The 13,486-nt window shown below is 65.5% G+C and carries 14 protein-coding genes, 1 tRNA gene and 1 pseudogene; 8 read left to right on the top strand and 8 right to left on the bottom strand.

Annotation, left to right across the window (positions count from 1 at the left end; translation table 11 throughout):
• Positions 1 to 3 precede the first annotated feature (3 nt).
• The 4 genes and pseudogenes from ABDW49_RS04210 to coxB all read right to left on the bottom strand — a co-directional run bounded on the left by ABDW49_RS04210 (position 4) and on the right by coxB (position 3,953).
• Entirely contained in the window at positions 4 to 159 is a 156-nt protein-coding gene (locus tag ABDW49_RS04210; protein WP_343609953.1) for a hypothetical protein, read from the bottom strand.
• A pseudogene (locus ABDW49_RS04205) lies at positions 156 to 1,081 on the bottom strand (heme o synthase). The gene ABDW49_RS04210 and the pseudogene ABDW49_RS04205 overlap by 4 nt, the downstream one beginning before the upstream one ends.
• Before the next feature lie 168 nt (positions 1,082 to 1,249).
• On the bottom strand, positions 1,250 to 2,938 hold the full coding sequence (gene ctaD, locus ABDW49_RS04200; protein WP_343609952.1) for a cytochrome c oxidase subunit I: 1,689 nt from the start codon (positions 2,936 to 2,938) through the stop codon (positions 1,250 to 1,252).
• Positions 2,939 to 2,960: 22 nt separating this feature from the next.
• Positions 2,961 to 3,953 carry a cytochrome c oxidase subunit II gene (coxB, locus tag ABDW49_RS04195; RefSeq protein WP_343609950.1) on the bottom strand — a complete coding sequence of 331 codons (993 nt, stop codon included), beginning with the start codon at positions 3,951 to 3,953 and terminating at the stop codon, positions 2,961 to 2,963.
• A 227-nt stretch (positions 3,954 to 4,180) separates the two neighbouring features.
• Here coxB and pyrE point away from each other — a divergent pair, with 227 nt between their 5' ends.
• From pyrE to ABDW49_RS04155, 8 genes are all read left to right on the top strand, one after another.
• Positions 4,181 to 4,765 (top strand): orotate phosphoribosyltransferase, encoded by a 585-nt coding sequence (gene pyrE / locus ABDW49_RS04190; protein WP_343609948.1) that lies wholly within the window; start codon positions 4,181 to 4,183, stop codon positions 4,763 to 4,765.
• Positions 4,766 to 4,795: 30 nt separating this feature from the next.
• Positions 4,796 to 5,551 carry a pyridoxine 5'-phosphate synthase gene (locus tag ABDW49_RS04185; RefSeq protein WP_068092509.1) on the top strand — a complete coding sequence of 252 codons (756 nt, stop codon included), beginning with the start codon at positions 4,796 to 4,798 and terminating at the stop codon, positions 5,549 to 5,551.
• Positions 5,552 to 5,573: 22 nt separating this feature from the next.
• On the top strand, positions 5,574 to 6,005 hold the full coding sequence (gene acpS / locus ABDW49_RS04180; protein WP_343609946.1) for a holo-ACP synthase: 432 nt from the start codon (positions 5,574 to 5,576) through the stop codon (positions 6,003 to 6,005).
• Positions 6,006 to 6,025: 20 nt separating this feature from the next.
• Positions 6,026 to 6,964 carry a signal peptidase I gene (gene lepB / locus ABDW49_RS04175; RefSeq protein ID WP_343609945.1) on the top strand — a complete coding sequence of 313 codons (939 nt, stop codon included), beginning with the start codon at positions 6,026 to 6,028 and terminating at the stop codon, positions 6,962 to 6,964.
• A 79-nt stretch (positions 6,965 to 7,043) separates the two neighbouring features.
• Positions 7,044 to 8,171 carry an AI-2E family transporter gene (locus ABDW49_RS04170; RefSeq protein ID WP_343609944.1) on the top strand — a complete coding sequence of 376 codons (1,128 nt, stop codon included), beginning with the start codon at positions 7,044 to 7,046 and terminating at the stop codon, positions 8,169 to 8,171.
• A 48-nt stretch (positions 8,172 to 8,219) separates the two neighbouring features.
• Positions 8,220 to 9,371, top strand: coding sequence for a DUF3089 domain-containing protein (locus ABDW49_RS04165; protein WP_343609942.1), 1,152 nt, complete (start codon positions 8,220 to 8,222; stop codon positions 9,369 to 9,371).
• Positions 9,372 to 9,400: 29 nt separating this feature from the next.
• Positions 9,401 to 9,847, top strand: a complete 447-nt coding sequence (gene ruvX / locus ABDW49_RS04160; protein WP_343614126.1) for a Holliday junction resolvase RuvX — start codon at positions 9,401 to 9,403, stop codon at positions 9,845 to 9,847.
• Positions 9,844 to 10,005 (top strand): hypothetical protein, encoded by a 162-nt coding sequence (locus ABDW49_RS04155; RefSeq protein ID WP_343609941.1) that lies wholly within the window; start codon positions 9,844 to 9,846, stop codon positions 10,003 to 10,005. The genes ruvX and ABDW49_RS04155 overlap by 4 nt, the downstream gene beginning before the upstream one ends.
• 221 nt (positions 10,006 to 10,226) lie before the next feature.
• Here the strand turns inward: ABDW49_RS04155 and ABDW49_RS04150 are convergent, their stop codons facing one another.
• The 4 genes from ABDW49_RS04150 to ABDW49_RS04135 all read right to left on the bottom strand — a co-directional run bounded on the left by ABDW49_RS04150 (position 10,227) and on the right by ABDW49_RS04135 (position 13,381).
• Entirely contained in the window at positions 10,227 to 11,009 is a 783-nt protein-coding gene (locus tag ABDW49_RS04150) for an NAD(P)-dependent oxidoreductase (RefSeq protein ID WP_343609940.1), read from the bottom strand.
• A 229-nt stretch (positions 11,010 to 11,238) separates the two neighbouring features.
• Positions 11,239 to 12,294 carry a GTPase ObgE gene (obgE, locus tag ABDW49_RS04145; protein ID WP_343609938.1) on the bottom strand — a complete coding sequence of 352 codons (1,056 nt, stop codon included), beginning with the start codon at positions 12,292 to 12,294 and terminating at the stop codon, positions 11,239 to 11,241.
• A 155-nt stretch (positions 12,295 to 12,449) separates the two neighbouring features.
• Positions 12,450 to 12,525: transfer RNA gene (locus ABDW49_RS04140), tRNA-Ala, on the bottom strand.
• 145 nt (positions 12,526 to 12,670) lie between these two features.
• Positions 12,671 to 13,381, bottom strand: coding sequence for a hypothetical protein (locus ABDW49_RS04135; protein WP_343609937.1), 711 nt, complete (start codon positions 13,379 to 13,381; stop codon positions 12,671 to 12,673).
• Between the last annotated feature and the right edge of the window lie 105 nt (positions 13,382 to 13,486).

The raw sequence follows: 13,486 nt of genomic DNA, 5'->3' as shown, positions 1-13,486 counted from the left end.
GGGTCAGAGCTTCATCTTGACGATGGTGATGGCGAAAAACAGCACCACGCAGGCCAACAAGGTCAGCCCTAAAGCCCGGTTGCGCCCGGCGATGATGCGGCGGCGTTCCTCGGCGGGGTCGAAAGGTTCATGGCCAGAAGGATCAAGACTCTCGTTCAATGCACGATCCCCGGCATGACCAGCCAGCGGTCGGCCACCAGCGCGCCGAACAGCGCGAAGAGATAGAAGACCGAAAAGGCGAACATCTGCTTTTCGGGGACCATGCGGTCCTCTTCGCCCTGCCGCTCCCGCAGCCAGACGCGAATCGCGAAGATCAGGAAGGCGCCCGAAAGCAGCGCGGCAGAGATGCCATAAAGCGCCCCCGTATCGCCCACCCACCAGGGCAGCAGCGTGATCGGCAGCAGCAGGATCGAATAGACCAGCATCTGCCGCCGGGTGGAACGCTCACCCGCCACCACCGGCATCATGGGGATGCCGACCTTGGCGTAATCGGTCTTCACGAAGAGGGCCAGCGCCCAGAAATGCGGCGGCGTCCACATGAAGATGATGGTGAAAAGCAGCACCGGCATCAGGCTGATATGCCCCGTCGCCGCGACCCAGCCGATCAACGGCGGAAAGGCGCCCGCGCCCCCGCCGATCACGATGTTCTGCGGCGTGCGCGGTTTCAGCCACACGGTGTAAATCACGGAATAATAAAAGATCGAGCCCAGCAGAATGGCGGCGCAAAGCCAGTTCACCCCCAGCCCCATCACCATCACCGAGGCGGCCGACAGCATCACGCCGAAGTCGCGCGCGCTCTCCCGCTCCATCTTGCCCGAGGGCAAGGGGCGGTTGCGGGTCCGCTTCATGCCCGCGTCGATGTCGGCTTCCCACCACTGGTTGAGCGCGGCAGCACCCCCAGCGCCCACCGCGATGCACAGAATGGCCACGAAACCGACGACGGGATTGATTCGCACCGGCGCCGCCAACAGGCCCACAGCCCGGTGAAGATCACCAAAGTCATGACTCGCGGCTTGGTCAGCGCGAAAAAATCGCGCCAACTGGCAGGCAAAGCGGCAGCGTGAGAGTGGGGGATGCTCATGCCGAGCCCCATTCCCTCAAGCGCGCGGGCTTGTAAAGCACCTGTAGAGGAGGAGCCTAGGGCAAATTGACCCATGGGGGCACGCCTTCCCGTCAAAAATTCGCCTTAAGGGAGGGAGCCCCGCGCCCGAGACGCGGGGCTCCTCTGACAATCAATGGTGATGCCAGATCAATGGTGATGGCTGTCCTCGATCCTGGGCAGAGTCTCGAACTGGTGGAAGGGCGGCGGGCTGGACAGGGTCCATTCCAGCGTCGTGGCGCCCTCACCCCAGTAATTGCCTGCGGCTTTCTTGCCCGCGATGAAGGCATAGGCGATGTTGACCAGGAAGATCACGATCGACACGCTCATCACCATATAGCCCACGGTGGAGAGGTGATTCCACTTCTCGAAGGCCGGGGCATAGTCGGGATAGCGGCGCGGCATGCCCTGCATCCCCAGGAAGTGCATGGGGAAGAACACCATGTTCACGCCCGCGAAGAACACCCAGAAGTGCAGATGCGCCAGGAATTCCGAATGCCAGCGCCCGCTCATCTTGGGGAACCAGTAGTAGAAACCGGCGAACAGCGAGGTCACCGCGCCCAGCGAGAGCACATAGTGGAAGTGGCCCACCACATAATAGGTGTCCTGCAGATTGTCGTCGATGCCGCCATTGGCCAGCACCACGCCGGTGACGCCGCCCACGGTGAAGAGGAAGATGAAGCCCATCGCCCAGACCATCGGTGAGCGGAAGCTGATCGACCCACCCCACATGGTGGCGATCCAACTGAAGATCTTGATGCCGGTGGGCACTGCGATCACCATGGTGGCCGTGGTGAAGTACATCTTCACGTCTTCCGACAGGCCCGTGGTGTACATATGGTGCGCCCAGACCACAAAGCCCACCACGCCGATCGCCACCATGGCATAGGCCATGCCCAGATAGCCGAAGACCGGCTTCTTGGAGAAGGTGGAGATGATCTGGCTGATCATGCCGAAGCCGGGCAGGATCATGATGTAGACCTCGGGGTGGCCGAAGAACCAGAACAGGTGCTGGAACAGGATCGGATCACCGCCGCCGGCGGGGTCGAAGAAGGTGGTGTGGAAGTTGCGGTCGGTGATCAGCATGGTGATCGCCGCAGCCAGCACCGGCAGCGCCAGCAGCAGCAGAAAGGCCGTCACCAGCACCGACCACACGAAGAGCGGCATCTTGTGCAGCGTCATGCCCGGTGCGCGCATGTTGAAGATGGTGGTGATGAAGTTGATCGCCCCCATGATCGAGCCCGCACCCGCTAGATGCAGCGAGAAGATCGCGAAATCGACCGCCGGGCCTTGCGAACCGGTGGTGGAGAGCGGCGCATAGGCCGTCCAGCCGATGCCCGCGCCATTCCCTGTGCCCCCCGGCACGAAGGGCGAGATCATCAAGGAGCAGAACCCCGCCACCGTTAGCCAGAAGCTGATGTTGTTCATGCGCGGGAAGGCCATGTCGGGCGCGCCGATCATCAGCGGCACGAACCAGTTGCCAAAGCCGCCAATCATCGCGGGCATCACCATGAAGAACACCATGATCAGGCCATGCGCCGTGATCAGCACGTTCCACAGATGCAGCGTCTGGTCGAAGCTGGGGTTGGTCTCGCCAAAGATATGCGTGGCGAACCAGCCGAGATACTGGATGCCGGGATGCGCCAGTTCCGCGCGCATCATGCCGGAAATCGCGCCACCGATGATCCCCGCGCAGACCGCGAAGATCAGATAGAGCGTGCCGATGTCCTTATGGTTGGTCGACATGAACCAGCGGGCAAAAAAGCCCGGCTTGTGGTCATGATGCGCGTGATCCTCATGCTCATGGGCAAGGAAATCATCGTGAGGGATCGTGGCCATGGTGATCCGTCCTTGAATAAAATCAGGCAGCGGAGCCCGAGGAAGAGGCGGCATCCGCAGCCGAATCGGCGGCGGGAGCGGTCGCGGCAGCGGGCGTCACGTCAGCGGCAGGAGCCGCCACAGGCGCGCCATCCACCTTGGCGCCCGCATGGGTCATCACCCAGGCGTTGTAATGCGGGCGGTCCAGCGCTTCGACCACGATGGGCATATAGCCATGGCGCGCGCCGCACAGTTCGGAGCACTGGCCGTAATAGACGCCCGGCTCCTTCACGAAGAGCACCTTTTCATTGATGCGCCCCGGCACCGCGTCCAGCTTGAACCACAGCGAGGGCACCGCGAAGGAGTGGATCACATCCGCGCCGATGGTCTGCAGATGGATCGGCTCTCCGGCGGGGACGACCATGCGGTTGTCGGCGGCAAGCTGCGGCGGTTCGCCGCGCTTCTTGGCTTCCTCGTCGGGCAGCATGTTGCTGATCACCTCGAAGCCGCCATTGTCGGGATAGGAATAGGACCAGTACCACTGGTTGCCGGTCGCCTTGATGGTCAGCGCATTGGCGGGCGGCGCCTTGTACTGGCGGGCCAGCAGCTTCATCGAGGGGACGAAGACCACCAGCAGGATCAGGATCGGCACGCCGGTCCACACCACTTCGAGCAAGGTGTTGTGGCTGGTCTTCGAGGGCACCGGATTGGCGCGGCGGTTGTAGCGGATCACCACCCAGACCAGCAGCGCCAGCACGAAGACGCTCACCGCGATGACGATGGGCAGCAGGAAGCTGTCATGCATCCACAGGGCATAGTCGCCATTGGGCGAATATTGCTGCTGGAAGGTGATGCCGCCGTCGACCGGCATGCCCTTGCCCGGCGTGGGCTTCATCGGCGTGTAGCCGCCAGGCGCAACGGCGAGTCGCCCCGCGCCTTCGGCATGGGCGATTGCGGCAAACGATAAGAGCGTCAGGCCAGATACAGCCCGGCGCATTCCACGCCGCGTGGCGTGGAGGAAGTCTCCCAATGTCATGGCCTCTGGTCTTCCGTTTTTCCGAGTGAGACGAAAAAAACGCCCCCTCTCCACATTCTTACACTGGCCTGGGGCTTTTGCCCCTTGGCCACAGGTCTACACACGCTTGCCCCCGACCTCAAGCACCTCTAGGGGCATTTTTTGATGGGACGTATGTTCCCGGAGTCTGAAAAGGCTCGAAAAGCCCCGTCTGCGGGGCTCCTGTTTGAGAAAAAGGCTTGATCGCGATGACCGAAGACGAGGTGCTGGCAGAATTCAGGGCAAGCAACGCCCTGCTGGAAGGGCATTTTCTCCTCTCATCCGGGCGCCACAGCGCCCATTATCTGCAATGCGCCCGCGTGCTGATGGACCCGATGCGCGCCAGCCGTCTGGCCATGGCCATCGCCCAGAAGATCCCGCGCGAACTGCGCAAGGATATCAATTGCGTGGTCAGCCCCGCGATGGGCGGCGTGATCATCGGTCATGAGATGGGCCGCGCGCTGGGCGTCGAGGCGATGTTCGTCGAACGCCCGACCGGTACTTTCGAACTACGCCGCGGCTTTGCCCTCAATCCGGGCGACAAGGTGCTGATCGTGGAAGACGTGGTCACCACCGGCCTCTCCAGCCGCGAAGCCATCAAGGCCATCGAGGAAGCCGGCGGTCAGGTGATCGCCGGTGCCGCTCTGGTCGACCGCAGCGCGGGTCAGGCGGATCTGGGCGTGCCCTTCTTCCCGCTGATCGAGTTGAACTTCCCGACCTGGGCGCCCGATGAGATCCCGCCCGAACTGGCCACCATCCCCGCCATCAAGCCGGGCAGCCGCGCCAAGCCGTAATCCGCGCCGCACAGCGTAAAGGGAAACGCCATGAACCAGCCAGCCCACCCCCTCGCTCCCCATCGCCTGCGCCTGGGGGTGAACATCGATCATGTCGCCACCATCCGCAACGCGCGCGGTGGCGAGCATCCCGATCCCGTCCGTGCGGCGCAGATCGTGGCGGCGGTGGGCGGCGATGGCATCACGGCCCATCTGCGCGAGGACCGGCGCCATATCCGCGACGAGGATCTCTCGCGCATTCAGGCGGCGACCAATCTGCCGCTGAACCTCGAAATGGCCGCGACGGACGAGATGCTGGCCATCGCCCTGCGCCACAAGCCGCATGCCGCCTGCATCGTGCCCGAACGCCGCGAAGAGCGCACCACCGAGGGCGGTCTGGATGCAGCCGGACAGCACAACCGCCTCGCCCCCATCGTCGGGCGCTTGCTCGATGCGGGGATTCGCGTCAGCCTGTTCATCGCGCCCGAGGCGCGGCAGATCGAGGCGGCGATGCGTCTGGGCGCTCCGGTGGTGGAACTGCACACCGGCGAATATGCCCATGCCGAGGGCGAGGCCGTCGCGGTGGAGCTGCGCCGCCTGGCCGATATGGCCGCTCTGGCCGCGCGCAACGGCATCGAGCCGCATGCCGGGCACGGCCTGACCTATGACAATGTGCAGCCCATTGCCGCCATCCCGCAGATCGCCGAACTCAACATCGGCCATTATCTGATCGGCGAGGCGATCTTCACCGGGCTCGACCCGGCGGTGCGCCGCATGCGCGAGCTGATGGACGAGGCACGGGGCTGAGACACATGGGGGGAGCAAGAGCATGATCATCGCCATCGGGTCCGACCTGTGCAGCATCGAGCGGATCGAGGCGGCGCTCTCGCGCCATGGCGACCGTTTCGAGGCGCGCGTCTTCACCGAGACCGAGCGTGCCCATGCCAACACCCGCCCCTTCACCCGCACCGGCACGCTGGCCAAGCGATTCGCGGCCAAGGAAGCCTGCGCCAAGGCGCTGGGCACCGGCTTTGCCGAGGGCGTGTTCATGAAGGACATCGGCGTGGTCAATGCGCCGAGCGGCGCGCCCACGCTGCGCCTCATCGGCGGCGCGGCGGAACGTCTGGCGGCGATCACGCCCGAGGGGCATGAAGCCTTCATCCATCTGACGCTAACCGACGACGCCCCCTTCGCCCAGGCCTTTGTGGTGATCGAGGCCCGTCCGCTGGCAACACCCCAATCCCCTCCCGTCACGTCGTGACGATCCCGCCCGAAGAGCCCATGACCACCACAACGCCCCTGATCGAGACCCCCACGATCACCGAAACCCGGCCCGATGCCCCGCAGCAGCCCGAACAGGCGCGTGAAAAATTCAACTGGCTGGCCGAGATTCGCGGGCTGGCGGCGATGCTGCTGGCGGTGCTGGCCTTCCACAGCTTCGTGGCCAAACCTTTCTACATTCCTTCGGGCTCGATGCTGCCCGGCCTGTGGGTGGGTGACCATCTGGTGGTCAACAAATTCGCCTATGGCTGGAACTGGTCCTCGCCCAGCTTCCATATCCTGCCGCGTGGGGACTGGCGCATTCTGGGCCGCACGCCCGAATATGGCGATGTGGTGATCGTGGTGCCGCGTGGCCGCACCGAGGATTACATCAAGCGCGTGGTCGCCCTGCCCGGCGACCGCATCGCCATCGTCAACGGCCAGATCGTGCTGAACGGCAAGCCGGTGCCTCAGGCCGTGCAGCCCCCGGTGGAGCTGCCCATCGACGCCATGCGCTCGGCCGAGGATCCCTTCCCCTGCGACGGCTGGGGGCTGGTGCGCAAGCCTTCTGGTCAGGAGGTCTGCGAGATCCCCGCCCTGCGTGAAACCATGCCCAATGGCGCCAGCTACACCGTGCTGGATTACACCGACAAGGCCACCGACCATGTCGCGGAAATCAAGGTGCCCGAAGGCCATGTCTTCCTGATGGGCGACAACCGCGACAATTCCGCCGACAGCCGCGTGCCGCTGGAAGAAAACGGCCTTGGCGGGCCGGTGCCGCTCTCCGACGTGGGCGGGCGCGCCGAATTCATCACCCATTCCTTCAACGGCACGGGCTCGTGGAATCCGCTGAGCTGGATCAGGGGTCTGCGCAAGGGCCGTGCCTGGCACAGCCTGCGCCCTCCCATCGAGCCTGCCGCCAACAAGGTGGCCGCAGTGAACAAAGTCGCCGCTCGCTGATTCCTGCTTCTGACCATCTTTCCGCCGACGCCTGCCCACGCCCCTGCCCGCGCCCCTGCCCCCAAGGAACCGACGCCCCGTGACTGACCCAGCCCCCAGCGCCGAGACCCCGATGCAGGAAGAGGTCCTCATCGAAGAGGCGCAGACCCGCAAGCATGATCGCAAGCCGGGGCCGACCGACATCGCCGACCCGCAGGTCCGCGCCGAGGCCCGCCGCGCCTTCATCTGGCTGGGCATTGCCGCGCTGATGGCCTTGAGCGTGGTGCTGGCGCAGCCGCTGATCGTGGTGTTCGGCGGCATCGTCTTCGGCGCGATGATCGATGGTGGCGCGCGCCTGCTGGGCAAGGTGCTGCCCATCCCGCGCATCTGGCGCGTGGTGCTGGTGCTGCTGTTTGCCGTGGCCTTCCTGCTTTCCGTTATCGCCTATGCCGGCAGCCAGATCGCCGCGCAGGCGGCCGCCCTGCCCGCCACGCTGACGGCGCAAACTTTCAAGATCCTGCACTGGGCCGATCAGCACGGCATCCAGATCAACACCCGCATGCGCCAGACGCTGACCGAGCGCGCGCTGGGCGGCATCAACGAGCTGCCCGGCCTGCTGGGCGGCTTTATCGGCGGGGCAACCACCCTGTTCCTGATTTTGGTGCTGGGCATCTATTTCGCGGTCGATCCCGCGCCCTATCAGCGGGGCCTGGCCTGGATGCTGCCGCGCGAAAGCCGCCCGGCCTTCAACGCCATGTTTCAGGCTATGGGCCATACGCTGCGCCGCCTGCTGTTCGGCCGCCTGATCGGCATGACGGTGGAAGGCGTGACCATCGGCCTGGCCCTGCAACTGGGGGGCGTGCCGATGGCCACCCTGCTCGGCCTGCTGTCGGGCATGCTCGCCTTCCTGCCCAACATCGGCGCGCCGATCTCCGGCCTGCTGATGGTGCTGGTGGGCTTTTCGGGCGGGCCTTCCATGGGGCTTTACTGCATCGCGGTCTATGTCGTGGTGCAGGGCATCGACGGCAATGTCATCGTGCCGATGGTGGCCAAGAAAACCGCCGATCTGGCGCCCGCTCTGGTGCTGGGCATGCAGTTGGTGATGGGGGCGCTCTTCGGCATCATCGGTTTGGCACTGGCCGATCCGATGCTGGCGATGATCAAGGTGCTGCTGGAAAGGCTGGCGGCGCGCCGCGAAGCCGTGCAGGATGAACCCGCAACCACCTGAACCCAGAACCACCTGAGCATGGTGCAGGCAGGCGCAGGCAGGCCGAATTTGAGCAGGAAGCTTATCTATGTCGCGATCTTTGCAGGTCTGCTGGTGATCGCAGGGCTTTTCGGCATGCGCTATTGGGCGCAGGAGCTGTCGCAATTCGCCTTCGTGCCCCCGGTGCCCTTCACCCCGCCCGCCCCGGCCCGTGCCGACGACTATCACGACCCCGCCCGCTGGATCTCCCATGGCGATGGCACGCCCGGCGACCCTGCACACTGGCTGCCCGCTGGCGTGGCACCTGCTCCCAACCGCCTGCCGGTGCTGGTGTTCTTCGTCCCCCCCACCAGCGAGTTCGACAAATTACGCTGGAACGCCGCCCCCGACGACACGCTGGCCAATGCCCGCGCCGACCTCTTCACGCGCGGCCTCGCCAGCCCTTTCAACGATGCGGCGCAGCTCTGGGCGCCGCGCTATCGGCAGGCCACCTTCGGCGCCTTCCTCACCGAAAAGCCCGAGGGCAAGCGCTCGCTGAACGCCGCCTATGGCGATGTGCTGGCCGCCTTCGATTCCTTCATCGCCCAGAGCAACCCCAACCTGCCCATCGTGCTGGTCGGCCACAGTCAGGGCTCCTTCCACCTGATGCGCCTGATGAAGGAGCGCGTCGCGGGCCGCCCGCTGGCCGCCCGCATCGCCGCCGCCTATATCGCCGGCTGGCCCGTCAGCCTGCAGCACGACCTGCCGCTGATGGGCCTGCCCGCCTGCACCGCCCCCGGCCAGTCCGGCTGCATCCTGAGCTGGCAGAGCTTTGCCGACCCCGCCGACACCACCATGGTCCGCCACGCCTATGCCCGCTTTCCGGGGCTCGACGGGCAGAACCGGGGCGGCACACCCTTCCTTTGCACCAATCCGCTAACCGGCCGCCAGAGCACCGATCCCGCCCCGCCCACCGCCAACCTCGGCACGCTGGTGCCCGACGCCACCATGACCGGCGCGCGGCTGGTGCCCGGCCTGGTGCCCGCGCGCTGTGGCCCCGATGGCTTTCTGATGATCGGTCCCGGACCGAAAATGGGCCCCTTCGTGGCGCCCGGCAACAATTACCACGTCTATGACATCCCCCTGTTCTGGGCCAATCTGCGCGCCGATTTCATCGCCCGCACCAGCGCATGGCACGGCCTGCGCGCCCGTCAGGCCCCCACCGGAGGCTCCCACCCGTGACTGCCCTTATTACCACCGGCGCGCTCGACATGCGCGACTGGCTGCCCGACGGCGGTGGCCTGATTGGCCTCGACCTGGGCACCCAGACCATCGGCACCGCCTTCTGCGACCCCGACTGGCGCATCGCCTCCCCCGGCAAGACCATCGCGCGGGGCAAGTTCTCCGTCGACAAGGCGCTGATCACCGCGCTGATCACCGAGCGCTCGATCAAGGGCATCGTCATCGGCCTGCCGCTGAATATGGACGGCTCCGAAGGCCCCCGCGCGCAGTCGGCCCGCGCCTATGCCCGCAATCTGGCGGTGCTGGAACTGCCCATCCTGCTGTGGGACGAGCGCTGGTCCACCACCAGCGCCGAACGCGGGCTGATCGAACAGGACTTCAGCCGCGCCAAGCGCAAGGAACGCATCGATTCGGCAGCAGCGGCGGTGATTCTTCAGGCAGCGTGTGATGCGCTGGCTGGCGGGATGCGGTGGTGATCGGCGAGGTCGTTGAATTTTTCGCGGATACCCTGCCCGACTTGTTTAAGGCCCTGAACAACATTGTGAATGGAAGGGGCAAAGCATTCTGGGGCGGGTGCCTGACCATCGTGTTTTTGGCGATTGGTCTGGCTGTCATCGTTTTTCTCAGCAGATAAGGGAAAAGCGAGGGGGTTACCCCCTCGCGCTCCCATAACGCCTCCCGACGATAGGGCGGGAGTGCCGAAATGATGCGCTCAAACTCTCCACCTGCGCGACCTCTGGCGCCGCAGGCCCCAGACTTCCTGCCTGCGGCGCGGCGAACTGGGCGCAAAGCCGAACCCGTAGCGCAACGCAGACAATCACGGGAGCGCGAGGGCGATGGCCCTCGCATCTTCCCTTAGCTTCTTAAAACCAGCCACAACCCGGCACTGCCTTGAGGCACCTCGCCCGGCGCGATCGCCTGTCGCAACGCATCCGCCCGCGCGCGATCCAGCACAGCCACGGGAACATCCGGCTCGTGGCAGACCACATCCGCGCTGCCCAGCAGACGTGCCTCACGCAGGGTCAGATCATCCGGATCGTCCGAGCGCAGGCGGATTTCCACGACACCAGCGACCGCCCCCGCCGCCGGATCGGCAAGCCAGCCCGCCACCGCCGAAGCATCGGCGCTGAGCGGATCAAGCACACCACCTGCCGCCAGAGCACCATCCAGCGCCCGGCGTCTTTCACCCACATCGGGGAAGCGGTTGCGCAAGGCCCCGCGAGCCTCGCCCAGCGCCCGCGCCAGAGCCCCCAGCCCCGGCGGCAGGATCTGCTCGAGCCGCAAGCGCAGCGCCTTGGCAAGCCCTGCTGAGGCCCCACCCGTGCCCACGGCCACGAGAACCGGAGAACGGTCGAGAATCGAGGGGACGGTGAAATCACAAAGGTCGGGCTGGTCCACCACATTGACCAGCACACCGGCCTGACGGAGCTTTTCAGCGTCATCCTCGGCTTTTGAGCGGTCGGTATGGGCGATGAAGGCGAGGCGCGCGCCTGCGGAAAGACCCTGTGCGATGTCGTCATGGATGATGCCGCCCGCGCGCTCGACAAGGCGGCGTTTGGGTTCGGCAGCGTCGCCCTCGCCCAGAACGATGACGGGTTGGCCGGTCAGGCGGTGGAACAGCGGGAGGGTCTCGATCATGGGATCGGGGTTTAAGGGAGAGAAGTGGACAATGCGAGGGCCATCGCCCTCGCGCTCCCTTTACTTGTCAGCGTTAGCGCTTCGGGAGCAAGGCCGCCGCGCCGCAGGCAAGATCCTTAGAGGGCACTGGTGGAGAGCCAAGGCGCTCGGATTCGGCACCACTACACTGTCGTCGGAAGACGTTATGGGAGCGCGAGGGGGTAACCCCCTCGCATCTTCCCTTAAATTCTTAATCCAAAGGCGACCAGGGCTTGTCCTCAGCCTCTTCCCGCTCACCGGTCGGACGCTCGGTCACGGTCGCGGCGGGCAGATAGGAGATCACCGCATCCAGCAGAGCATCGAACCCCGCCCCGGTCGCGCCCGAAATCGGGAACACGCGGTCGGCACCGGCTTCGATCAGCTCGGCGGCATAGGCCTGAGCCAGCTCGCTGTCGGCCTGATCGATCTTGTTCAGCGCAACCAGACGGGGCTTTTCATCCAGGCCTTCGCCGTAAGCGGCCAGCTCTTCCTCGACGATCCGCATCGCCTCGACAGGCTCCTTGCCGGCGATGTCGATCAGATGGACCAGCACGCGGCAGCGCTCGATATGGCCCAGGAAGCGGTCGCCCACGCCCGCGCCTTCAGCGGCACCGGCGATCAGGCCGGGGATGTCGGCCACGACGAATTCGCGGGCCTTGTGGCGCACCACGCCGAGCTGCGGGCGCAGCGTGGTGAAGGCGTAATCGCCGACCTTGGCCTTGGTGTTCGAGATCTGGTTGATGAAGGTCGACTTGCCCGCATTGGGCAGGCCGACAAGGCCGACGTCCGCCAGCAGCTTGAGGCGCAGCCACACCCACATCTCCTCGCCGGGCCAACCGGGGCCGTGCTGGCGCGGGGCGCGGTTGGTGGAGGACTTGAAGCTGGCGTTGCCGCGGCCGCCATCGCCGCCGCGCAGCAGCATGACCTGCTGGCCCGCCTCGGTCAGGTCGAGCAGCACCGTCTCGCGGTCGTCATCGAGCACCTGCGTGCCGATGGGAACCTTGATCACCAGATCCTGCCCGCCCGCGCCGGTGCGGTTGGTGCCCTGCCCGCCCATGCCGCGCTGGGCCTTGAAATGCTGGGTGTAGCGGAAGTCGATCAGCGTGTTGAGGCCAGCAATGGCCTCGAAAATGATGTCGCCGCCCTTGCCGCCGTCACCGCCGTTGGGGCCGCCGTATTCGACGTATTTCTCGCGCCGGAAGGCCACCGCACCGGGGCCACCGCTGCCTGAGCGGATGTAAATCTTGGCCTGGTCGAGAAAATGCATATCAACTTCCGGACGATGGCGCGTTCAAAACGCGACGATAGCACACAAACGCGCCAGCCCACAGCTTCAGCCGGAGAGTGCCGTAAGACACATCCCGGATGCAGCTGTGGGCTGGTGCGGATCGGCCCTGATCGACCGAAATCCTGTTGGTACACTGGTGGAGCCGAGGGGGATCGAACCCCTGACCTCGTCATTGCGAACGACGCGCTCTCCCAGCTGAGCTACGGCCCCGTTCCAGTGTCGCCTTATCGGGAAGATCAGACACTTGCGCATCCGGTTCCCGAGGGAGGCGACCCATTAGCGAATGGGCCGCCTCCTGCAAAGCGAAAAATGCAGCCCTGTTAAAGCTCAGGGCCAAAAAGCTCGGGACCCTGGATCAGGGCTTGGCCGTGGGGGCCGGGGCCGCCGCGACCGGCGCGGGCCCGGCAGCAGCCGGAGCGGGCGCCGGGCTGCCATACTTGGCCTGCCACTCGGCCAGATCGTTGCGGTACTTCTCGTAGGAAACGTAGAAGTCCTCATAGACCTTGGCGAAGCCGGTGAAGGCCGTCGCGGCAAAAGCGGGCAGCTCCTTATCCGTCACCGTGCCGCTCTCATGCGCCACGGTCAGCGCGGCGGCGCAGAAGTTGGGCAGCGTGGGCGGATAGGCGAAGTAGTTGTAAAGGCTGGTGAGATAGGTCTCACGCTCCTTCAGCCAGGGCTTGCCGAACTTCTTGCGGAACAGCGTGTCGACGCTGCGGTTGGCCAGCGTCAGCGCCTTGGCGTGCTTCTTGAGGAAGGCGCTGTAGCTGGTGGTGATCTCGGCATATTGCGGATCGGTGCAGGTCAGCGCCGCCACGTTCCAGGCCGAACGGAAGTTCCACACGCGCTGCGCTTCCACCGTATCGACAAGGATGGTGTGGCGCACGCCATCGGGGCCGATCACGGGGATCACGGCATTGGGCGTGGCACCGCCCGGAGGGGTCGGCTTGGGCGGAATGATGATCACCGGCGGGGGCGGCGGGGGCGGCGGCGGAGGCGGCGCCGGGGGCGGCGGCGACGAACAAGCGGCGAGCAGCGACAGCCCCGCGATAACCAAACCCTTACGCAACCAACGCGCCATGCCGAAGCCTTTCAATCCTTGAACGCACGATAACCGGGAGTATTCCCCCTTGAGTTGCGAGCCCTAGCCCAAGGCGCGCCACAAGCAAATGCC

It is taken from the genome of Novosphingobium sp., assembly GCF_039595395.1.
GTDB lineage: Bacteria > Pseudomonadota > Alphaproteobacteria > Sphingomonadales > Sphingomonadaceae > Novosphingobium.
This window is presented reverse-complemented; position numbering and strand designations above follow the sequence as displayed.

Excerpts from the sequence above, each read along its gene's own strand:
- ctaD (WP_343609952.1), bottom strand. The coding sequence starts at position 2,938 with ATGGCCACGATCCCTCACGATGATTTCCTTGCCCATGAGCATGAGGAT.
- coxB (WP_343609950.1), bottom strand. The coding sequence starts at position 3,953 with ATGACATTGGGAGACTTCCTCCACGCCACGCGGCGTGGAATGCGCCGG.
- pyrE (WP_343609948.1), top strand. The coding sequence starts at position 4,181 with ATGACCGAAGACGAGGTGCTGGCAGAATTCAGGGCAAGCAACGCCCTG.
- ABDW49_RS04185 (WP_068092509.1), top strand. The coding sequence starts at position 4,796 with ATGAACCAGCCAGCCCACCCCCTCGCTCCCCATCGCCTGCGCCTGGGG.
- acpS (WP_343609946.1), top strand. The coding sequence starts at position 5,574 with ATGATCATCGCCATCGGGTCCGACCTGTGCAGCATCGAGCGGATCGAG.
- lepB (WP_343609945.1), top strand. The coding sequence starts at position 6,026 with ATGACCACCACAACGCCCCTGATCGAGACCCCCACGATCACCGAAACC.
- ruvX (WP_343614126.1), top strand. The coding sequence starts at position 9,401 with ATGCGCGACTGGCTGCCCGACGGCGGTGGCCTGATTGGCCTCGACCTG.
- ABDW49_RS04150 (WP_343609940.1), bottom strand. The coding sequence starts at position 11,009 with ATGATCGAGACCCTCCCGCTGTTCCACCGCCTGACCGGCCAACCCGTC.
- obgE (WP_343609938.1), bottom strand. The coding sequence starts at position 12,294 with ATGCATTTTCTCGACCAGGCCAAGATTTACATCCGCTCAGGCAGCGGT.